Origin of the sequence: Dolichospermum heterosporum TAC447 (genome assembly GCF_024584745.1) — a bacterium.
In the GTDB taxonomy this organism is placed as follows: Bacteria; Cyanobacteriota; Cyanobacteriia; order Cyanobacteriales; family Nostocaceae; genus Dolichospermum; species Dolichospermum heterosporum.
On record NZ_CP099464.1, the window covers coordinates 1,185,056 to 1,205,847 of the forward strand.

Below are 20,792 nucleotides of genomic sequence, written 5' to 3' on the forward strand. Positions count from 1 at the left end.
AAAATTATGTTAAATCATGTTCTAGCACCAGATACTCAAGCAATTTTGCTGTTGTGTGCCAGTTTTGGACAAAATCGCCAAATTGAACCGCTACCCTTGACTCTGGGTGAATATAACTTGTTAACAGATTGGTTGCGAGAAAATCATAAGCGTCCAGCAGATTTATTGGAAATAACAGCAAAAGCAGAGTTACAAAAAATAACTAATAATAAACTTAATCCTGATAGGCTTGTAGGTTTATTACAACGGGGTGCAATGTTAAGTTTAGCAGTGGAAAAATGGACAAGTCGCGGTTTATGGATATTGGGACGCAGTGATGCTAAATATCCCAAGCGTTTTAAGCAAATATTGAAACATTCAGCCCCAGCGATTATTTATGGGGTTGGGAATGCAGAATTATTATCTTTAGGAGGACTAGCAGTTGTAGGTTCTCGTGATGTAGATGAGGATATTATTCACTACACACGCAGAGTTGCCCAAACTTGTTCTCAACAAAGCATACAGGTTATTTCTGGTGGTGCAAGGGGAATAGATCAAGAATCAATGTTAGGTATTTTGGATCATGGAGGAACGTCTGTTGGTGTATTAGCTGATAGCTTGACTAAAGCAGCAGTAAATAGTAAATATCGTTCTAGTATTCAAGAAGGTAGATTAACTTTAATTTCTAGCTATGATCCTGATGCTGGTTTTAATACAGGTAACGCGATGGGACGGAATAAATATATTTATAGTTTAGCAGATTATGCCCTAGTTGTTAATTCTACTTTTGGTAAAGGTGGAACTTGGTTTGGTGCAGTAGAAGCATTATCTAAACTGAAAGAAATTTCTGTATTTGTGAAAATGTCATCTCCAGTACCAGAAGGAAATCAGCAATTATATAATCAAGGTGCAAAACCGTTTCCTTCAGAATTTGAAAATAGTAATTTGCGACAAATGTTAACAAAAAATATTGCTGATTTTGAACTTGTAAAAAATGAAGTAATGACAAAACAGCCAGAACAGAATGTTAATACTATTCCACAAGATTTAACAACTATTCCCAAAGATATTTATAATGTCGTTTTACCTGTAATTCTCAATCATTTACAGCAACCCCAGGATGCAAAATCTCTGGCGGACTCTCTACAAGTGAGAAAAGTACAGATGGATGATTGGTTAATAAGAGCTATAAATGAAGGGAAAATAATAAAAACAAAAATAGAAAAGCGAGTTGCTTATGTGGTTAATCAGGCAGATACTCAACTTTCTTTGTTATAATCAATAAGAAAATAAGGCATACACCTATTTTCTAGTGTAGGCGATCGCTCTCAGCTTTGAGTTAATTTCAGGGAGCGATAGCGAAGCGCGACCTAGGAATCGCACCACAACCCAGATATCCGCCTTACGCTTTGAGTTAATCATTATCTTTGTTATTATTTTATAAACCTTTGCTGTACAATACATCATGTCTTTGCAACTCAAAATTAACTACCCTGAAACTTTACCTGATGCTGTTGGTAAAACTAGAGAACAGTTTGAACAAGAAGCAAAATGGGCAATGGCAGTTAAACTATATGAAATGAAACGTCTTTCTTCTGGTATGGCTGCGGCGTTACTGGGAGTAGAGAGAGTAACTTTTATTCTCAAATTAAATGATTATGGAGTGCCATTAATTGATTTAAGTGCAGAGGAATTATTATCAGATATAGAAAATGCCTAACACGAGTGAAATTGTGATTAATACTTCTCCTTTAATTGCTATTGTTGCTGCTATGGGGGATTTTAATGTTTTACAGTCTTTATATACAAATGTTATTGTTCCCTTTGAAGTCTCTCAAGAAATACTCATTGGTGGTACAACAGGTTTGAGTGTAACTGAATTTCAAGCGGATTTTTGGCTAAAAAAGCAAAGTGTTCCTGTAAATATTTCTCCTATACTTCTGAATTCTTTAGATATAGGAGAAGCTTCTGTAATTCAATTAGCATTAAATAAAAATATTTCTACAGTCTGTATAGATGAAGCGGTAGGAAGAAGAATAGCTAGATTAAGTGGTCTTGCAGTTACGGGTTCAATTGGAATTTTGCTACGTGCTAAAAAAGAAGGATATCCCCTATCTATCAAAACTGCGATTGAAAAAATGCTCAATCACAATATTCGTTTAAGTCAACGAGTGATTGATTTCGCACTTAAAGAAGCTGGGGAATTTTAATATAGGTAGGGGTTTAGCAGTGCTAAACCCCTACACATCTAGCTTTTTTGTTATTTTGTAAAAGTTCAAATCTCAGCCGTTTTCAGTATAGTCGCGGGACATAAAAGTTAAAGGCTCAGGTGAAGACTCAAACCCATGTCTTTCATACCATTCTTTTCGATTAAAGCCGTCAGCAGCAATAGAGTCTCCTGGTCTCTCGAGAATAATAGCTGTTTTCTTTCTTTGCCAGAGTGCTTGACAGGTATATTCTAGTAGTGGCGTGCCATACCCCTGCCGTTCAAACTCTACTAAAGTGTATATAGTATCCAAGTACCAAGCTCGTTTGTTAAATCTGTCTACTCTACAGAAACTTTCTCCAAGTTGAGTTCCATCCTCTCGAAAAAGACCAAAAGTCATCCCTTCTTGACCATATTTGTTGGGGATTCTCTTAAATATGAGATTTTCACCCTCCAACTCGAATGTTACGCAATCCATAGTGTCATCAATACTGACTTCTCCTTGCGGGTTTTCCTCTTGGGATGACATATCTAAAGCGTTGATTTCAGTATCTTTACACATCTGAGTTTATCCATATTTATTAATTGAGTCAACAGATTTTAAGCTTCATTTAAAATGTGCTGATAACTTTGCCAAAATTCATTTTAAACAAATATACAGGATAATTATGCTTTTTGTTGAATAAAGGCTTTGTGGCGTTTGCATTATGCTGTAAGAATTTTTATCCAATGTTCCGTACCGCTAGTATAGCGATTTCCAATTTCTTCTAAATCGTAACTACCGCAGCAACAATTCTTAATTTTATCAACCACTTCTCCAAATGTTTCTTCATAAAGAGATATTTCTGTATGGGTTAATTTTATAAACCACTCACTTTCTAAGTCAGGATTTTCTATCCAACCGAATCTTTTACATGGTAAGATTTTGAATCCTAACTCCAAAGCATCATTGAACTGTGATGTTAAGTGGGGATTACAAGTATTATTGCCAGGATGAGAAGTATTATCTTGATCAAGATTCAATCTAATTCCTCTAATGTCTCCCTCAATAGACATCTCCGAAAATTAAATGTGCGTCGTTTGAACCCCTTGTAGAGACGTTCCATGGAACGTCTCTACAATCTTTACCGGAGAAGTCCAATATATTCTGTAACTGTATAGGGTAGATTATAGTTTCTAAAAAATTTATGTCTGTCTATCTTTTTAATAGCTTCTATAGTAAAAACTGTCTCAGCCAAGAAACCTTTTGCATATCCATTTTTAATGGATGAATTTATTATTTGGAAACTTGGGAGAGCCTGTTCATCTGGGAATTTATCTGGATTTGGATTGACCACTTTAGGAAAAACATTTGAGTCAAATGTGATATTAACTATGCTCATAAGTCTATTTATTGAACTAATGTATCTAAATTAGTAGATAGTATACGCATAAGTCAAGCATATCTAGCAAACTTGTGATAAATAAAAAAGGGCTAATCTATAAAATCGAATGTTTGAGTAATCCAAGTAGCAATAGATGGTGATAAATGTGCATCAACCCAGATAATCATGCAACTAACACTGGATGATTGAGTTTTCGTGAAGCGTATAAAAGTGCTGCTTTGAGATCATCAGCTTCAAGATCCGGCATTTCTTCTAGAATTTCTTCAGCACTTAAACCAGCAGCAAGCAAATCTAATACATCTGATACCCTAATTCTCATCCCCCGAATACAAGGACGACCACCACATTGTTTAGGATTAATTGTAATTCTTGCCAGTAAATTTGACATATAAGCTGATTTCATAAACTCTTGTTTTCAGCATAAATCAAGGTTGTAAAATCTGCAACTCAATTAATAACAGTAATCACTAAATTAACCTAAAATAAAAGAAATAGTAAAATCCTCACCAGTATATGGTTACATCAACACAACCAACAACTCAAACCTTATACGATCAAGACTATTACCTGTGGATAAGAACAACCATTAACCAACTTCGCACAGGACAATTTTCCGCTGTTGATTTAGAGAATTTATTAGAAGAATTAGAAACTATGGGTAGAAGTGAGAAACGAGCAATTGAAAGTTTATTAACTAAGCTGTTTGTCCATCTACTAAAACTCAAATATTGGGATAGTGAAAGAGAACGTAATCAAGGATATTGGCTAGGGGAAATTAGGACATTTCGCAAACAGATTAAGAATTCTCTTAAAGATAGTCCAAGTTTAAAACCTTACATTTTAGAAATATTTGATGAATGTTATCAAGATGCTAGATTAGAAGCAAGCGATCGCTCTCAACTTCCTATTGACATATTTCCCATTATCCCCATTGGTTCACTAGAACAAATTTTAGATGATTGGTTGCCAATACAAAAAAATGAAGGATGAAATTTTGTACCATTTGTGTAAGTCTCCTAAAAATTAAGCTGCTGATAAAGACTTACCTAAAGTTTTTGGTTCTGGGAGGGGTTCACCATCTTCTAAACAAGATTCAATTAACATTTCTAAGACTTCCTGAGCATTTTCTAAAGCTTCTTGATATGTGTCCCCATGTGTATGGCAAAACTCCCCCCATTCAGGTAGACTGACAACAAAACAATTATCTTCCTGAGACCACTGAATAATTACCGTGTAATGATAATTCATTCTTCTTCTTCTTCCTCTTGAACCTTTTTAATTTCTTCTATTCTTTTGATAGCGTTATTAACATCTTTTTCCTGATATTCTTTAGCATCTTTTCCATCTTTACCTGATATAGTAACTCTCCCAGTAAGTAAGGGATGATACCAGTTAGTATGACTGCCTTTCCCCGTCCGACAGGTAAACCCAGCTTGAAGTAATAAGCTTTTTAATTCTCGGATTTCCTTGGACATATCTCATACTAATACACTACTAATTTAACCGCAAGTAGTATACAATACAAGATGTGGGGATGAAGAAGATAAATATTAAGATTCATCACAAAAAAATGAAGGATGAAATTTTTGATATTTCACCCTTCAAACTCTGTCCACAACACAGGTTTAAGTAGTGAGACAGAATTAATTACACAATGTCATTGCGTTAGCGTTGCGTGGCGTTAGCCATATGGAACGAAGTGAAATGAAGCAATTCCAAGGGTTGTGATTGCTTCCCTTCCCTCGCAATGACTGTAAATATTTTTGTCCAATTACTTACTTGTAATTGAGTGCAGTCCATGTACATGAGTGCAAGCCCTGCGGTTGATTATTTCCTTATTTCTCAACACCTGTATGGACAGTTTTCACCCATTTGAGGCGTTTTGGTCGGAAAGACATTCGCGCCGTTGTGCTACTCATAACTACTAACCAATGCAACATATATAAACTGCCGCGGAGGGTTTGGAAAAGTACCATTAAATAGGTAAATGGTTTAAATTGTTGATCGGAACGAACGTGCTTTAAACCAGCAAACATTCCTACTACTGACATTCCCAAAGATAAGCCAGTTACAGGACCTAATACGGGGGGACGATGACGAGCGATCGCCATTAATATATCTGGTATTGCTGCTGTCGGTAAAATATACATTGTTACCATAAAGATCAACAAATCCCAGGTTTTCCTTGTCCCCATGCGGTTTTTGAGGATGAGATCCCAGTAGTCTAAATAACGTTGATAACCACCTTCTGCCCATCGGTTACGTTGATGCCAAAGGGCTGTAGCATTGGTGACACCTTCTTCTTCCACTGGCGGATAAAAAACGCATTCAATATCCCATTTATCCAGATGTAACCGGATAGTTAAATCCAGATCATCAGTGATAGTTTCCTCATTCCAACCACCGCAACTAGCCAAGGCTTGACGACGGACAAATTGACCATTACCTCGGAGTTCACCGATACCACCAATAGCAGTGCGCTGTTGTTGAAACCAAATATCCAACAACATTTCCGCCATTTGTCCCTTAGTCCAAAAATTTTCCTTAGCATTGGCGATCGCTTTACGCATTTGTACCGCCCCTACCTGTTCTTTTTGAAATAAAGGAACTATTTGTAATAGCAAATCCGGTGTAACTTGGGCATCAGCATCAAATACAGCAATAATGTCTCCCTTTGTCAGTGGTAATACTTGATTTAATGCCCCCGATTTGCCGCCAATAGCGTCAGAATCACGCCTAAATACATTGAGTTGTTGATATTCCTGCTTGAGTTGGGCGAGTAATTGGGGTGTATTGTCTGTACTATTATCATCAATAATCCAGACTTCATATTGACCATTACCGTATTCCAGATTACACAGATTCTTAACTAATCTGCCAATTACCGCTTCCTCATTTTTAGCAGCCACTAACACAGAGACAAAAGGCAAATCCCCCTCTATCTCTTGGGAATGGTGACGGGGTTTGGCAAAAATAATCCCCAAAGCATGAATACCTAGCATTGTTGTCAGTCCGAGGACAAATATCGAACCCCAGGAAACTAAATGCAAGGTAATAGTACCACTCCAGACTATAGTTAAAACTAGAGCAGCTTTGCCTCTACGTCCTTTAAATCGGCCTGGTGGTAGAGACGCGGAACCCGTCCTTACTTCTGATTCCTCATCTACTGATAGGTCAGTAAAGATAGAGTCAAGGGGATCAGAGTTTCCGTTATAAGCATCATTTTCAGGACAGGAATTCGCCGGCATAGGTTACATAATTCAAAAACATCTATGCTATGTAGCTTTTATTTACAGATTAATACTGTAACAGATTACTGGCTACCTAATTAAAACTTGCTGAAAAATTTTTTCAGCAACCCCCATTTAAAGTTTAATTTCTGCCCTCAATATTGTTGCATCACTTGTATTTGTGATTTGGAACCCAAGTTTTTCACATACTCGCTGCATACCTGAATTGTCAGCTAAAATATCAGCATAGATACAGCAACTTTTCTCGTTTTTACCAACTTCTAGCAATCTGCGGAGTAATTCTGTCCCTAAGCCTTGATATTGAAATTTGTCGCTAACTAGCATAGCAAATTCTGCCGCATTACTACCATGTAATTTAGTTAATCTTCCTACTGCTAAAATCTGCCTATTTTCTGTTTCGGGATTTTGGTATTCTGCAACTAAAGCCATTTCTCGATCATAGTCAATAAAGCATATTCGTGTTAGTCGTTCATGGGTAATGCGTTGACTCAATTTAATGAGATGGAAATAGCGGAAATAAACACTTTCTTCTGATAAGGTCTTGTGAAATTCTACCATTAAAGGTTCGTCTTCGGGACGAATAGGACGAATAGTAATTGGTGTACCATTGTTCAATTTCCAATCACTAATATATTGACTAGGATAGGGACGAATAGCTAATTTTGGTAATTGACTTTCTTGAATATCAGCATAATGCAAAACTATCCTGGCATCTAAAGCAATTAATCCTCCAGGATGTATAGGAGTGGGAGGAATAGCCAACAAGGGATTAATATCAATTTCTTTAATCCCAGGTTGTTCCACAACTAATTGACTAAATTCTACCATTAATTGTTCAAGAGCAGCAATATCAATACTTTTCCGTCCTCTCACTCCTTGCAAAGCTTTATAAATTTTGGTTTGTTCCATCATCCGCCGGGCTAAGGTAGTATTGAGGGGAGGAAGGCCAATAGAACTATCCTGAAAAACCTCCACCAATTGTCCCCCAGCACCGAATAATAATATTGGACCGAATTGGGGATCTAAACTACTGCCAATAATCAATTCATAGCCATCAGTTTTGATCATTGATTGTACAGTTACACCCAAAAAATCTTCCGCTTTGGCTTTCTCTTTTACGGATTTTTGAATATTTTGAAAAGCACATTTTACCGATTCTGCATTTTGCAAATTTAATTGCACACCACCCACATCAGTTTTATGGGTAATTGTCTGAGAATAAAGTTTTAAAACTACCGGATAACCTAAATTTTCTGCACATTCAACCGCTTTATCCACAGTTTCCGCAATGCAACCAGCCACCACAGGGATACCGTAAGCGGCTAAAATTTCCTTAGATTCAAATTCCGTGAGAATTGTTCTTCCTGCTGTTTTTGCAGCTTGAATAATATTTTCCACTTTAGCACAATTGCGAGTATTCACATCACAAATTAATGTTGGTAAAACCGGAGTTTCATAAATACCGCGCAGGTTATAACTCGACTTCCACATATAACTAAATACTCGCGCTGCTGTATCAGGATAAGCATAAGTGGGAATACCTTGATTGTTAAGAATTTGTTCTCCCTCGGCTATATCTGCACCACCCATCCAACTAGCTAAAATTGGCTTATTTGACATTTGTGCGTAGGGTTTTAGTTGTGCCGCTGTTTGGGTAGGATCTGTCATTGATTGGGGTGTTAAAATCACTAATAAACCATCACTATTGGGATCTTGCGCCGCAATTTCTAAGGCTTTTGTATAACGTTGGGGGTCAGCATCCCCTAAAATATCAATAGGATTATTATGACTCCATTGCGGTGGTAAAATGTCATTTAAGGAAGTCATTATTTCTGGAGAAATTGCTGCTAATTCTCCTCCACTTTCAATTAATGTATCCGTTGCTAATACTCCCGGACCGCCAGCATTAGTTAAAATTGTTAGCCGGGGACCTTGGGGACGGGGTTGTTTTGCTAATACTTCTGACATATCAAATAAATCAGAAATACTATTGACTCGTAACACCCCACAACGGCGAAAAGCTGCATCTAAAACAGCATCACTTCCTGCTAATGATCCTGTGTGAGAAGCGGCTGCTTTAGCTGCGGCTGGTGTCCGACCAGCTTTAATCACAATTATCGGTTTTGTTAAAGCCACTTCTCGCGCTGCTGATAGGAAGGAACGCGCATTCCCAATGGATTCCATATAAATTACAATACTTTTAGTATGGGGGTCATCACCAAGATAATAAATTAAATCTCCCCAACTAATATCTAACATTGAACCAATGGAAATAAAGGTGCTAAAACCTACATTCTCTTGAAAACTCCAGTCTAAAATTGCTGTACATAAAGCTCCACTTTGACTAATAAAACCAACATTTCCTGGACGCGCCATTTTACTGGCAAAGGTAGCATTTAAACCAGAAATTGGATTCATTACTCCTAAACAATTAGGTCCGATAATTCTAATTTTTCCTCTTTGTGCTTGTTGGATAATTTCCTGTTCTAAAGCGATACCTTTTTCTCCAGCTTCTTTAAAACCAGCGGAAATAATGATTGCTCCTTTTATTCCAGCATTAACGCAATCAGATATAATTTGGGGTACAGTTTGTGCTGGTGTAACGATAACGGCTAAATCTATTTTTTCGGGAGCATCCAAAATAGTCGGATAAGCTTTAATTCCTAATACGCTATGACGCTGAGGATTAATCGGAAAAACTGTTCCTCCAAAGGGATTAGTGATTAAGTTCCAAAGCAAAGTTCTTCCTACACTTCCGGGTTTTTCAGTAGCACCAATTACGGCTACAGTTTTGGGAATAAATATCGCATCTAGGGGATTAACGATATCATAAACTTTATTGCTAATTCTTTGGTTAGGTGTTTCCATACATACTCCTATGAATTTGTGATTATTTTGGATTTTGCTGAATGAAGGTATGAATTTGTTTCACGCAGAGTCGCAGAGTCGCAGAGAGGAAGAGAAATGGAGTTTTTTATCCTTTATTAATAATGTTAATGATTTTTGTTAAAGCTATACTAATTCCTTGTTCTGCTATTGGTGAAAGACAATCTCCTAATTCAAAGTTAACCCCTGGTACTGTTATTAACCAAGCTGGTGGACTATAACTATAGAGAGATTTCGTTAAGGCTAAAAGATATGTAGGCTTAATGCTATGTCCTATGATCATCCTAGATTCATTAGGTAGTATAGGTTCTACTTGCACATTTTGCAATTCTGAATTCAAACTAGCATCTACAAAAATTGCTAAATTGACATTTGCCAAATTTGCTGCTAATTCTGGAGTGAGTTGGTGAACTGCTAAAGCTTGGACATTAGATAGATGCCAGAGATTGATGAGATTTGCTACTCTAGGACCAATAGCATCATCACTGAGTAATTCATTTCCATAGCCAATGACTATTGTAGTTTTCATCATTTTTAATTTATCTGTGTTTATCTGCGGTTAACTATTCTGGAAATTTTGTTCCATACAGTTTCAGCTTAATTTTGAATATGAGACTAAGTAGGTTAGCATTGAAAATCGTCGTTATGGCAAGGCAAGAGGCAAGAGTGAAGAGGGTTTGGGCGATTTTACTTTTCTTTACATAGATTGGTTTTATTGTGTTCACCTACTTAAGAGCAAAATTTGAGTACATTATGAGAAAACACAAAAATTTTCAAAACTAACTTATGTGAACAGGACATTTATTTTCTGACTTATTTGTTATAATATTATGAATCTGGATGGTTTCCATTAAACCATTAAACTTCTTAGATAAATTGTGAGGCTGTTTTATGCCTGAAGTGAATTTTCAACAACCAATTAATAGTGCTGCTAGGATTGTAGAAGAATATATGATGGGAAAAAGAGACTTTGAAAGAGCAGAATTAGGTGATGCTAATTTACAAAGTTTGGATTTAAAAGGCTCTGATTTCAGCTATGCTGATTTGAGTAGAGCCAACCTTAGGGGTGCAAATCTGCGAGGATGTGATTTGAGTTTTGCTGATTTAAGTGAAGCTAATTTACAAAATGCAGATTTACGTGGAGCAATGTTATTTTCCGCGAATTTGCGTCAAGCTAATCTAGAAGGGACGCATTTAAAAAAGGCAGACTGTGATCATAACACCCATTTTCCCAAGAATTTTGACCCTATTGCAGCAGGTGTAAGTATGAGTGAACTATAGATACTGGTGCGGCTATATCAGCCGCTAATTCTTATACTAGTATTTTTTTAAATTGTTATAATTAGCCTAGCCTATCACTTGACAATTAAAATAGCACATTTTCTCAATTTTTGCAAATTTTAATTTTATAACTTAATTTTTTCCTGGAAATACTTTAGTTAAATCTAAGATTAATTCCGGGAAAGATGGCAATTTGACAGACTCATTAGGGAGAATAATTGATTTGTGACGATAGCCAAATTTACCTTGTAAGTCTAGATCCCCGACTTCTTCAAGAAGTCGGGGATCTAAATACTTAATTACGATAAATTTGATTAACTACAGCACCATTGTTATTTACTACTTCTATTAATAAAGGCATTTGTCCCATTGCATGAGTTGAACAACTCAAACAAGGATCAAAAGCCCTAATTCCGGCTTCAACTCGGTTTAATATTCCTTCTTTTATTTGATCACCTTGGATAAAATGACGGGCAATTTGGGCAACTGTCCGATTCATGGCTAAGTTATTTTGACCAGTAGCAATAATTAAATTTACTTTTAACATTAAACCATTTTCATCAACTTGATAATGATGAAATAATGTCCCTCTTGGGGCTTCACTAACACCAACTGCTTCTAGGCAATTAATACCAGCTTCAGCACAGAGACGATTTGATAAAATATCTGGGTCATCAAGGATAATCTCTATATGTTCAATTGATGCTAAAATTTCAATCAACCGCGCATAATGATAGAAAAATGATGATTTAACAGTTCCGGTTCCATAACTACGAAATTCTTTTAATTCTGTGTCTGCTAAAGGTGTGCCAATCTGACTACAAATATTTAATCTAGCTAATGGTCCAACGCGATACATTCCACTATCTAAACGACAATGATCTGTGGTATCGGGATAACCTAAAGGAAGATAATAAGGTGATTTTAAATAAGAATCTGCTTGGACTGCTTCACCAATAAATTCATGATAGTTAGCAGCATCAAGATTATCAGCAACAATGTTTCCTCCACTATCAACAAATCGGATATGTCCATCATAAGTTTCCCATAAACCTTCAGAACTAACTAAACCCATGAATAAACTCGGAAAATTACCAAAAGTTTTTGCTTCTTTTTCATAAGTTTTTAATAGGGTTTTAAATAAAGCTATGGCACTAATTACAGTGGCTTTGGCTTCAGGAATTTTTTGCTGAATGTGGGTGCGATTTTCTGTGGTTAAAGGGTCACGAACTCCACCAGGAACAGCCCAGGAAGGATGAATTTTTTTTCCTCCTAATAATTCAATGATTTCTTGTCCAAATTGCCGTAAACGGATTCCACCTCTGGCTAATTCCGGTTCAGCGGCAATTAAACCAAAGATATTGCGGTTTTCGGGTTCGCTATCCATGCCTAATAATAGATCCGGTGCGCTGAGGTGAAAGAAGCTGAGGGCATGAGATTGGATGATTTGCCCTAAATTCATCAAACGGCGTAATTGGGTGGCTGTTTTGGGGATTGTGACGGCTAAAATGCGATCACCTGTTTTGGCTGATGCTAATAAGTGACTGACTGGACAAATACCGCAAATTCTCGCCGTAATTCCCGGCATTTCTGGAAACGGACGACCAACACAAAATTTTTCAAAACCGCGAAATTCCGTAACATGAAATCGAGCATCATTTACTTGTCCTTCATCATCTAAATAAATGCTGATTTTCGCGTGTCCCTCAATGCGAGTAACGGGGTCAATAATGATTGTTTGCATAATTAATTTGTAATTGGTAATAATAAACAATTGTAGGTTGGGTAGAACAAAGTGAAACCCAACAAAATCTTCGATAATGATCATGTTGGGTTTCCTAGCGTCAACCCAACCTACGGATTACAAATCATAAAACCTAGATTCTGTGAATTCTGGATATTCATCACAGTAATCTTCAAAGGCAGTTTTTAGAGGTTTTTCAGCGAGTTGGTGGGCAATTTCGGCTTGAATTTCTTCTACTACATCCCAAGCGGCTGCACATTCTGCGGAATTGATGCCTTTTTCTGCACAAACAATTCGAGCTTTTTTAATTTCATCTTGTAATTCTTGTTCTAATAAAAATGAGCGCGGTTGTTCTAAACAACTACTTCTGGCTAAGATGTCAGTAAGTGAGATTATTCCTAATAATTTACCACTAATTACAGGCGCACGTCGGAGATGATGATTAGCAAATAATCTGGCTACATATTCTAAACCCAATTCTGGATTAACGACAATACAAGGTTTAGTCATAATTTCATAAACACGGATTTTATTTGGATCTTTGCTATAGGAAATTACCTTATAAACAATGTCGCTTTCTGTGATAATTCCATAAGCATCTTGTTCATGACGACGATCTACAATTAATGCTCTCCAATCTCTTGCTTTCATTAAATCAACTGCTTCTTTGACTGTTGCTGAACTGCGAATCATTGCCACATCTTTGGTCATTACATCTGCTGCTGTTAACATAATTCACCTCGGAAAAAAATAGGAGTCAGGAGTTAGGAGGAAGAAAGAAGATATAGGGGTTATCTGTTGAGTTAAATATAAGAACCCCGCCCCCAACCCCCTCCCCGCAAGCAAGGAGGGGGCTATAATGGATGTATTTATTTGGTTATGATTACTAGTTAACCAAATTTAATCATTTCTCTGCCGACAATTTCCGGTTTTTCTCCTTTTAATAGTGGTTCAAGTGCGGCACGAATTCTAGTTGCGGAAGGGGGACAACCGGGTAAATAAATATCAACTGGTACTACCTTATGCACAGGGACAACTGTATCTAGTAAAGGGGGAACAATTCCTGGGGAATTGGGAATTTGTTGATTAATATCTGCTTCTTGAATATAAGCTAATTGTAGGGCTGGTTCAGCACCACCTGCAAGATTACGTAAAGCGGTAACATTACCAGTAACAGCACAATCACCAAAGGAAATTATTGTTTTAGTCCGGTTTCTGATTTTGTAAATTAATTCTAAATGTTCTTCATTGGCGATCGCACCTTCAACTAATACGATATCTACACCTTCGGGATATTCTTTAATATCAGCAAAGGGACTATAAACTATATCTACTTGTGCGGCTAAATATATTAACCATTCGTCCAAATCGAGAAAAGACATATGACAACCAGAACACCCACCTAACCAAACTGTTGCTAATTTGATTTTAGTCATTTTTTCACCTTTTCAGTTTTCAGTGGAAATTAATGATTGCCATTCTTTGACAACATGAATCGGAACTGCGATATTAATGAAGTTTGTACTGGGAAGGGGTATAGATAAAGTTAAAGATTCTGGAGGTAATTGAGGTAAGATTTCTGTTAAATCATATTGACCAACAGTTGGTGCTGGGGCTGCATCTAAAAATATATCATTAGCATTCCAGAGTTTACCTGTATTGGTAGTAATTCTTAATGGTTGAGGGTGAATTAATTCCGCAGAACCAGGAAAGCCAACTAGACGAAGATTGATATTAGATGGTTGATCTAAATACACTTGTTTAAATAATACAACTTGCCAGACTTTTCCTGATTGATCATCTAATTTCACTTGTGAACGGTAAATAATTTCTTCGGGAGGATTTCCTATCTGAGTAACAGCAGCAATTACTTTTGCAGATGATAGATTTGCTAAACCAAGGAATATAAATGTTGTCAATATCCCTACTAATAGAATTCGCTTAAATATTTGTTGAATATGCAGTAACATGAGATTTCATTTTAAATTATGCTAATGACTAATGACTAAAAATTCCATTGTTTTTTCTGTCGTGCAGTTACTAAAAATTCAATTTTGCCCCGATCATGTTTCATTTCACCAACACTTGCACCCTTATCAAATAACGCTCCTGTGGGACAGGCATTCACACATTTACCGCAGGAAGTACAGGTTTGGGAAGTTCCCCAAGGTTGATTTAAATCAGTAATTACATGAGATTTTGAGCCTCTTCCTGCCATATCCCAAGTATGTGCGCCTTCAATTTCATCACAGACACGAATACAGCGAGTGCAAAGCACACAACGATTATGATCTATGCCAAAAAGATGATGGGAAGTGTCAACAGTTCGCTGAGGATTTTGATATTCTAAGCGGAGATGATCCATACCCATTTCTATAGCTAAATCTTGTAATTCACAGTTACCATTAGCAACACAAACTGAGCAAATGTGATTACCTTCGGCAAATAACATTTCTACAATTGTCCGCCGGTATTTTTGTAAGCGATCGCTATTTGTATTCACCTCCATTCCTTCTGTAACTTTAGTTACGCAAGCGGGTTGTAATTTATTACTTCCTGCAATTTCCACCAAACATAAACGACAAGCACCAATATCACCCACACCTTCTAAATGACATAATGTAGGAATATGAATACTAGCTTCCTGCGCTGCTTCTAGTAATGTTTCATCCTCACGAGCGCTAATCAATTCCCCATTTATTGTTAAAGTTTTTACAGTCATAGTAATTTGGTAATGGGTAATGGGTAATGGGTAATGGGTAATGGGTAATGGGTAATGGGTAATAGGTAATAGGTAATAGGTAATAGGTAATGGGTAATGGGTAATGGGTAATAGGTAATAGGTAATGACAACTGACTAATGACTAATGACTAATGACTAATGACTAATGACTAATGACAAATATTCATCTCGAAAATATTGCAAAGTGCTAAAAACTGGATTTGGTGCAGACTGTCCTAAACCACATAAACTGGTGTGTTTTACCATGTCGCAAAGTTCCTCCAATAAATCTAAATCAGCGAGTGAACCTTTTCCTTGACTAATCTTTGTTAATAAACCGTGTAATTGCACAGTTCCCACACGACAAGGAATGCACTTACCGCAAGATTCATCCATGCAGAATTCCATGAAAAAGCGGGCGACATCTACCATATTTGTAGTTTTATCCATGACAATCATTCCCCCCGAACCCATCATTGAACCCAAGGCGGTTAAAGATTCATAATCCACAGGTGTAGCAAAAGCCGATGCAGGAATACATCCCCCTGAAGGTCCGCCGGTTTGTACTGCTTTAGCTATACCATTGTCGGGAACACCTCCTCCCATTTCCTCAACAATTACTTGTAAAGATGTTCCCATTGGGACTTCAATTAAACCCGTATTGCGGATTTTTCCAGCTAATGCAAATACTTTTGTGCCTTTGCTTTTAACAGTACCGATATTAGCAAACCAATCAGCACCTTTACGGATAATCGGGGCGATATTGGCAAAGGTTTCCACATTGTTAATTAACGTTGGATAGCCCCATAAACCCGACTCAGCCGGGTATGGGGGGCGGGGATGGGGGAGACCACGTTTACCTTCAATTGAAGCCATTAACGCCGTTTCTTCACCGCAGACATAAGCACCTGCACCGATACGGATTTCTACTTTAAAATCAAAGGGAGAATCAAAGATTTGTGAACCTAAAAGCCCTAAGTGTTGGGCTTGATGAATAGCAATTTCTAGACGTTTAATAGCAATGGGATATTCTGCCCTAACATAAATATAGCCTTGATTTGCCCCGATGGAGTAGGCAGCGATCGCCATCCCTTCCAAAACCCGATGGGGATCACTTTCTAATACACTCCTATCCATGAATGCACCGGGATCACCTTCATCAGCATTGCAAATTACAAACTTCTTCTCAGCCTTTGATTTTGCTACCGTTCCCCATTTTAAACCTGTGGGATAACCAGCACCACCGCGCCCCCTTAAACCGCTTTTAGTAATAGTTTCCACTACCTGACTGGGTTTCATTTCCCGCAGCACTTGGTAAAGGGCTTGATAACCATCAGATGCAATGTAAGCTTGAATCCGTTCCGGGTCAATTTTACCACTGTTTTCTAGAACAATCGGTAATTGACGGCTAAAAAATGGCTGATTTAAATCACCCTCTTGTAAATTTGTGACTTCTCCATTTACCCCTGCCATAATTGCTGCTGCATTTTCTGGGGTAACTTTTTGATACAATTTTGATGCGGGCGGATTTTCCCAGTTTTCCACCTGTACCAATGGTCCATGACAGCATAGACGCATACAACCCACCCCAGAAACTTGGACAGTATCTTGTAAACCCGCAGCTTTCACGGCTGCTTCGAGATGATCTTTCACAGCTTGAGAATCAGCAGAGAGACAACCCGCAGCAGTACAACACCGAATTTGCACAGATTTCCGTTGAGAAAGTTCCTTTTGGGCAATTTCTAATAATTCACTTAGTTCCATTTTGCCACCATTCTCCCACTTTTTCGCAAACTGATTCCGGGGTTTGATTACCTAAAATAGTGCCATCAAACACTACCGCAGGGGCAATTCCACAAGCCCCCAAACATCTAGCCGTCATCACAGAAATTTGACCATTTGCGGTAGTTTCTCCTGCGTGAATCTGCGTAACTTTTTCCAACTGGGTTAAGATCGCTGTTGAGCCTTTGACATAACAAGCTGTACCCGTACAAACCACACAATTATGAACCCCTTTCGGTGCTAGGGAAAACAAATGATAGAAAGTAGCCACCCCATAAACGCGACTAGGTGGTAACTTCAGGCTATGGGAAATGTACAGCAATAAATCCAGTTCTAAATAACCAAATAATTCAGAAGCCCGATGCAGAATTTCAATAAGTGCATCTTGTTGATATTGATGACGCTTAATAGTTGCGTCTAACATCTTTAAACGCTTGTCTCCACTGGGATGAGTTAAAGAAGGTGGAACTGATGTTTTCATACTTTTTCAAACCTTTATTTAAGGCTGCACAGAATCAGAATCATAAAAGCCATTAAGTAGTGAGACAGAATTAGTTACACAATGTCATTGCAAATGGAACGAAGTGAAATGAAGCAATCGCCAGGGTTGTGATTGCTTCCCTTCGCTCGCAATGACTGTAAATATTTTTGTCCAATTACTTAATTCATCCGTCTTTGTCTGCGTTCATCTGCGGTTAATAATTCTGGAAATCTGATTCTATGCAGCCTCACCTAGCATTACTTACTAACTGTAGTAGCTGCTGAAGAAACATTTGCCGCTTGGGAACTCGTAGGAATATGGACAATCTGCACTGAACAAGGTGCATGATGTAAAACATAATTACTCACACTACCGAGAAAAAATTCCGCTAGTCCAGAACGTCCCCGTCTTCCCATGATAATTAAGTCAGCATTCCAGTCAGTGGCTAATTCACAAATCATTCGTCCTGGACTACCAGTATTTTGGGTAAATTCTGTATTAACACCAGAAGTATTAGCTTGGGCGCTCCATGACTGTAACATTTGCCAACCTTCGTTTTTAAATTTTTCCCAATGCTCTTGGTATAATTTAAAACTTTGCTCGTTCCAGCCGGGATAGTAGTCAATATTAGGGAACACCAGTGCCTCTGGACTACCTTCCTCTTCCTGTGATAAAACGTGCAGTAACATTAAATTCGCAGATGTGATCTTGGCTAAAGATAAAGCTTGCTCAAAAACTTTTATACTCATATCCGAGCGATCTACTGCGACTAAAATTTTCTTAAACATATATACCTCGATGTTAGTTTGCTAACTAATGATAATGAGTATATTCGGCTTTTTAGGTTAATGTTTGGTAAAAGCATCCTTAATATTCACTAACAATTGTACAGCATAAGTCGGGAGTAGCAGCCTTATATACCATAGTTTCGTAATTAAATTTTACACTTTGTCTAACTGGAATATCCTGGATTTATCGGTCAAAAATTTGGCCATTAAGGTTTCATATTTACACTATACAAACCAGAAAAAAATTGCATCTTATCTAAGATAGATTAACAAATATTAAAATTTATTTCTCTGTAGCGATAATATGTAAATCTATGTGCTGATCTCTAATTAACTCCAGCAAGCGTTGTGTGAAAGAGCGTTTAAAAAATCTTTTCCATCGGGGTTGTTGACTTTCGCCGATGACTATTTGGGTGATATGATTAGTTGCGGCAACTTGGGCGATCGCCTGAGCGACATTGTTACTTTTAACATGAAGAAATTCACCACCAAATTCTCGGCATAGTTTCTCACAAGTATGAATATGTAAACTTTCTTCTTTAGTCAAAAACCGTTCAGGATCGGCAATGAATACAGTATATAACTTGGCATTCATATAATTAGCAATTCGCGCCCCCCGCCGTAATAATTGAATCGAATTTGGATAGGTAGATACACATATCAAAACCCGTTCATGAACAGTGCGAATTTGCCCAGGAGAGATGGAAGTATTTGCCTCTTCCTCAACTGTATCTGCAACTTCTCTTAATGCTAATTCTCGCAAAGCAATGAGGTTACGACGCTGAAAAAAGTTTTCTAAAGATTGCTCAATTTTATTAGCAGCATAAATTTTGCCCTCCCGTAACCGTTCTTCTAAAGTTTCTGGAGTTACATCAATGACAACCACAGCATCAGCTTCATCCAGCAACCGATCTGGAATGCGTTCTCGGACGACAACACCCGTAATTCCGGCTACTAAATCATTCAAACTTTCTAAATGTTGAATATTCACAGTAGAGTAAACATCTATGCCGGCTGCTAAAATCAATTCTACATCTTGATAGCGTTTTTCTCTAGGTGAACCAGGAATATTTGTATGTGCTAATTCATCAACTAATACCAATTGGGGAGAGCGGTTTAAAATTGCCTCTGTGTCCATTTCTTGGAGGTTGATATTTTTATGAATATTGGCTTTTTGCGGAACTACTTCTAATCCTATAGCTTTGACAGCAGTATCTTTGCGTCCATGAGTTTCAATAATGCCAATAACAACATCAATACCTTCTTGTTGCAGTTGACGTGCTTCTTCTAGCATTCTGTAAGTTTTTCCCACACCAGGAGCCATACCAATGAATATTTTATGCTTTCCACGTCGAGCAGGACGAATATAAGAACTGTCAGGGGAGGGCGTATGGAGATAAGACATAATAATAACTAGGGTTTGCGGAAAAGTCTTTTCATTCGGGCTAGTAGTCTGTCAACCCTAAAATGACGGGTGAAGGCAAGCAGGGGGGTAGGGGAGGTAGGGGAGGTAGGGGAGGTAGGGGAGGTAGGGGGGTAGGGGAGGTAGGGGAGGTAGGGGAGGTAGGGGGGTAGGGGAGGTAGGGGAGGTAGGGGGGTAGGGGAGGTAGGGGGGTAGGGGAGGTAGGGGAGGTAGGGGAGGTAGGGGGGTAGGGGAGGGAAGAACAGAAGTTTTTTCCGATTATTACCCGTCAAAATAAATTTGACGAACTACTAGGAGTCAGGAGGTAAGGGCGCAGGTCCTGCGCCCAATCAGGAGTCAGGAGGAAGAATTGGAGGGAGGCAAGAATAATATTAAATCTGAAAAAGTGACCGATAAATAAACCTGGAAGCGATAAAATCCAGATGACATCTTCAATTATCAATATGGCTCCTTTACCCGATTATCGTCCCAAACAAATGTCTCTTGGTCCATTGGAAGCAGAAATTCTCAATATCGTCTGGGAACTGAGTTCTGTTACTGTCAAAGATGTACACGATCGCATTTTAGCTGATCCTAACCGCGAATTGGCTTATACTTCTGTAACTACAGTTCTGCGTCGGCTGACGGAAAAAGGCTGGTTAGCTTGCAATAAACAAGGGAAAGCCTTTTATTGGCAGCCTTTATTGACTAAGCAACAAGCAGAGGTAATTAAGGCACATGATCAATTACAGCGATTTTTAGCAGTGGGAAATCCTGATGTGATTGCGGCATTTGCTGATAGTTTAGATCAAGCTGCTAGTGACCAAATCGAAGCGATCGCTAAACGCATCCAAGCAGCACGGGAAGCTAGAGGAGAAAAGTAAC

The 20,792-nt window shown here is 38.0% G+C and carries 25 protein-coding genes and 1 pseudogene; 6 read left to right on the forward strand and 20 right to left on the reverse strand.

Annotated elements, in window-relative coordinates; all coding sequences use genetic code 11:
• The first annotated feature begins 6 nt into the window (after positions 1-6).
• From NG743_RS05325 to NG743_RS05335, 3 genes are all read left to right on the forward strand, one after another.
• Positions 7-1,257 (forward strand): DNA-processing protein DprA, encoded by a 1,251-nt coding sequence (locus tag NG743_RS05325; protein WP_257121644.1) that lies wholly within the window; start codon positions 7-9, stop codon positions 1,255-1,257.
• A 187-nt stretch (positions 1,258-1,444) separates the two neighbouring features.
• A complete protein-coding gene (locus NG743_RS05330) occupies positions 1,445-1,699 on the forward strand; it encodes a UPF0175 family protein (protein ID WP_027404542.1) in 255 nt (84 codons plus the stop codon).
• Positions 1,692-2,189: a PIN domain-containing protein gene (locus tag NG743_RS05335; RefSeq protein WP_193962334.1), complete on the forward strand. Its 498-nt coding sequence runs from the start codon at positions 1,692-1,694 to the stop codon at positions 2,187-2,189. The genes NG743_RS05330 and NG743_RS05335 overlap by 8 nt, the downstream gene beginning before the upstream one ends.
• Positions 2,190-2,261: 72 nt before the next feature.
• Here the strand turns inward: NG743_RS05335 and NG743_RS05340 are convergent, their stop codons facing one another.
• The 4 genes from NG743_RS05340 to NG743_RS05355 form a co-directional block, all read right to left on the reverse strand.
• Positions 2,262-2,747, reverse strand: a complete 486-nt coding sequence (locus NG743_RS05340; RefSeq protein WP_193962335.1) for a GNAT family N-acetyltransferase — start codon at positions 2,745-2,747, stop codon at positions 2,262-2,264.
• Between the two features lie 143 nt (positions 2,748-2,890).
• Entirely contained in the window at positions 2,891-3,241 is a 351-nt protein-coding gene (locus NG743_RS05345; protein WP_257121645.1) for a hypothetical protein, read from the reverse strand.
• A 68-nt stretch (positions 3,242-3,309) separates the two neighbouring features.
• Positions 3,310-3,567: a hypothetical protein gene (locus NG743_RS05350; RefSeq protein ID WP_257121646.1), complete on the reverse strand. Its 258-nt coding sequence runs from the start codon at positions 3,565-3,567 to the stop codon at positions 3,310-3,312.
• A 166-nt stretch (positions 3,568-3,733) separates the two neighbouring features.
• Positions 3,734-3,958 carry a DUF433 domain-containing protein gene (locus NG743_RS05355; protein ID WP_193962337.1) on the reverse strand — a complete coding sequence of 75 codons (225 nt, stop codon included), beginning with the start codon at positions 3,956-3,958 and terminating at the stop codon, positions 3,734-3,736.
• 125 nt (positions 3,959-4,083) lie between these two features.
• Here NG743_RS05355 and NG743_RS05360 point away from each other — a divergent pair, with 125 nt between their 5' ends.
• The gene (locus NG743_RS05360) at positions 4,084-4,560 is read left to right on the forward strand and encodes a DUF29 domain-containing protein (RefSeq protein ID WP_257121647.1); all 477 of its coding nucleotides are present in this window, start codon (positions 4,084-4,086) and stop codon (positions 4,558-4,560) included.
• 33 nt (positions 4,561-4,593) lie between these two features.
• Here the strand turns inward: NG743_RS05360 and NG743_RS05365 are convergent, their stop codons facing one another.
• The 5 genes from NG743_RS05365 to NG743_RS05385 form a co-directional block, all read right to left on the reverse strand.
• Positions 4,594-4,818 carry a type II toxin-antitoxin system HicB family antitoxin gene (locus NG743_RS05365; protein WP_193962338.1) on the reverse strand — a complete coding sequence of 75 codons (225 nt, stop codon included), beginning with the start codon at positions 4,816-4,818 and terminating at the stop codon, positions 4,594-4,596.
• Entirely contained in the window at positions 4,815-5,045 is a 231-nt protein-coding gene (locus tag NG743_RS05370) for a type II toxin-antitoxin system HicA family toxin (RefSeq protein ID WP_257121648.1), read from the reverse strand. The genes NG743_RS05365 and NG743_RS05370 overlap by 4 nt, the downstream gene beginning before the upstream one ends.
• 360 nt (positions 5,046-5,405) lie before the next feature.
• Entirely contained in the window at positions 5,406-6,818 is a 1,413-nt protein-coding gene (locus NG743_RS05375; protein ID WP_193962339.1) for a glycosyltransferase family 2 protein, read from the reverse strand.
• Between the two features lie 117 nt (positions 6,819-6,935).
• The gene (locus tag NG743_RS05380) at positions 6,936-9,689 is read right to left on the reverse strand and encodes a bifunctional acetate--CoA ligase family protein/GNAT family N-acetyltransferase (protein ID WP_257121649.1); all 2,754 of its coding nucleotides are present in this window, start codon (positions 9,687-9,689) and stop codon (positions 6,936-6,938) included.
• Positions 9,690-9,795: 106 nt separating this feature from the next.
• The gene (locus NG743_RS05385; protein ID WP_027404532.1) at positions 9,796-10,239 is read right to left on the reverse strand and encodes a hydrogenase maturation protease; all 444 of its coding nucleotides are present in this window, start codon (positions 10,237-10,239) and stop codon (positions 9,796-9,798) included.
• A gap of 359 nt (positions 10,240-10,598) precedes the next feature.
• Between NG743_RS05385 and NG743_RS05390 the strand changes: the two genes are divergently transcribed.
• Positions 10,599-10,988, forward strand: coding sequence for an Alr5209 family pentapeptide repeat protein (locus NG743_RS05390; protein ID WP_193962341.1), 390 nt, complete (start codon positions 10,599-10,601; stop codon positions 10,986-10,988).
• Positions 10,989-11,120: 132 nt separating this feature from the next.
• Here the strand turns inward: NG743_RS05390 and NG743_RS05395 are convergent.
• The 11 genes and pseudogenes from NG743_RS05395 to NG743_RS05445 all read right to left on the reverse strand — a co-directional run.
• Positions 11,121-11,243 (reverse strand): annotated as a pseudogene (locus NG743_RS05395) (Uma2 family endonuclease); the annotation flags it as partial.
• A 40-nt stretch (positions 11,244-11,283) separates the two neighbouring features.
• Complete coding sequence (locus NG743_RS05400; RefSeq protein ID WP_193962342.1) at positions 11,284-12,732, reverse strand: Ni/Fe hydrogenase subunit alpha; 1,449 nt, start codon at positions 12,730-12,732, stop codon at positions 11,284-11,286.
• A gap of 117 nt (positions 12,733-12,849) precedes the next feature.
• Entirely contained in the window at positions 12,850-13,464 is a 615-nt protein-coding gene (locus NG743_RS05405) for a CP12 domain-containing protein (protein ID WP_027404529.1), read from the reverse strand.
• Between the two features lie 158 nt (positions 13,465-13,622).
• Entirely contained in the window at positions 13,623-14,168 is a 546-nt protein-coding gene (locus NG743_RS05410) for an NADH-quinone oxidoreductase subunit B family protein (protein WP_027404528.1), read from the reverse strand.
• 12 nt (positions 14,169-14,180) lie between these two features.
• Positions 14,181-14,702 carry a DUF3122 domain-containing protein gene (locus NG743_RS05415; RefSeq protein ID WP_027404527.1) on the reverse strand — a complete coding sequence of 174 codons (522 nt, stop codon included), beginning with the start codon at positions 14,700-14,702 and terminating at the stop codon, positions 14,181-14,183.
• A gap of 35 nt (positions 14,703-14,737) precedes the next feature.
• The gene (gene hoxU / locus NG743_RS05420; protein WP_257121650.1) at positions 14,738-15,454 is read right to left on the reverse strand and encodes a bidirectional hydrogenase complex protein HoxU; all 717 of its coding nucleotides are present in this window, start codon (positions 15,452-15,454) and stop codon (positions 14,738-14,740) included.
• A complete protein-coding gene (locus NG743_RS05425) occupies positions 15,451-15,585 on the reverse strand; it encodes an alpha/beta hydrolase (protein WP_257121651.1) in 135 nt (44 codons plus the stop codon). The genes hoxU and NG743_RS05425 overlap by 4 nt, the downstream gene beginning before the upstream one ends.
• Positions 15,586-15,610: 25 nt before the next feature.
• Positions 15,611-17,218: a NuoF family protein gene (locus tag NG743_RS05430; protein WP_027404525.1), complete on the reverse strand. Its 1,608-nt coding sequence runs from the start codon at positions 17,216-17,218 to the stop codon at positions 15,611-15,613.
• Complete coding sequence (hoxE, locus tag NG743_RS05435) at positions 17,205-17,717, reverse strand: bidirectional hydrogenase complex protein HoxE (protein WP_027404524.1); 513 nt, start codon at positions 17,715-17,717, stop codon at positions 17,205-17,207. Before hoxE ends, NG743_RS05430 begins: the two co-directional genes overlap by 14 nt.
• A 257-nt stretch (positions 17,718-17,974) precedes the next feature.
• On the reverse strand, positions 17,975-18,505 hold the full coding sequence (locus NG743_RS05440; protein ID WP_027404523.1) for a universal stress protein: 531 nt from the start codon (positions 18,503-18,505) through the stop codon (positions 17,975-17,977).
• A 283-nt stretch (positions 18,506-18,788) separates the two neighbouring features.
• Positions 18,789-19,910 carry a sensor histidine kinase KdpD gene (locus tag NG743_RS05445; protein ID WP_257121652.1) on the reverse strand — a complete coding sequence of 374 codons (1,122 nt, stop codon included), beginning with the start codon at positions 19,908-19,910 and terminating at the stop codon, positions 18,789-18,791.
• 461 nt (positions 19,911-20,371) lie between these two features.
• Between NG743_RS05445 and NG743_RS05450 the strand changes: the two genes are divergently transcribed.
• Positions 20,372-20,791, forward strand: a complete 420-nt coding sequence (locus NG743_RS05450; RefSeq protein ID WP_027404521.1) for a BlaI/MecI/CopY family transcriptional regulator — start codon at positions 20,372-20,374, stop codon at positions 20,789-20,791.
• Position 20,792: the final 1 nt, after the last annotated feature.